This is a genomic window from Mesorhizobium sp. M7A.F.Ca.CA.004.04.2.1 (assembly GCF_004022825.1).
GTDB lineage: Bacteria > Pseudomonadota > Alphaproteobacteria > Rhizobiales > Rhizobiaceae > Mesorhizobium.
Map to the genome: position 1 here is coordinate 1 of NZ_RZPH01001766.1, position 480 is coordinate 480.

At 61.0% G+C, this 480-nt stretch carries 1 protein-coding gene; it reads left to right on the plus strand.

The features are described 5' to 3' along the window. Positions 1-17 precede the first annotated feature (17 nt). Positions 18-359, plus strand: a complete 342-nt coding sequence (locus tag EN893_RS37455; protein WP_127270988.1) for a DUF2147 domain-containing protein — start codon at positions 18-20, stop codon at positions 357-359. The last annotated feature ends 121 nt before the right edge of the window (positions 360-480 follow it).

Below are 480 nucleotides of genomic sequence, written 5' to 3' on the forward strand. Positions count from 1 at the left end.
TCCACAGGGAGGAAGACATGTTTCGAAAACTGAGCCTGGCCCTTGCGGCCACATTGATCGTGGCGAGTGCAGCATGGGCCGATCCGATCGAAGGCAATTGGAAGACGCAGGCCGGCGAAACCGCGGCCATCGCCGGCGGCGGCTCGTTTTCCATCACGCTCAAGTCCGGGAAATATGCCGGCAAGACCATCGGCTCGCTCAAGGCGACAGGCGACAACAAATATGCCGGCAACATCACCGATCCGGCAAACGACAAGACCTATTCGGGCAAGGCGACATTGTCGGGCAGCTCTCTCAAGATGAGCGGCTGCGTGCTCGGCGGACTGATCTGCAAGAGCCAGACCTGGCACAAGCTCTGATCGAGCGCATCCTTGCGACATGATGACGGGGCCTCGACGGGCCCCGTTTTCGTTTGTCGACACATCCTGCGCCGATGATGCTCGATACCCACCGGCGGCTATCCAAACCGACGCCGGCGCC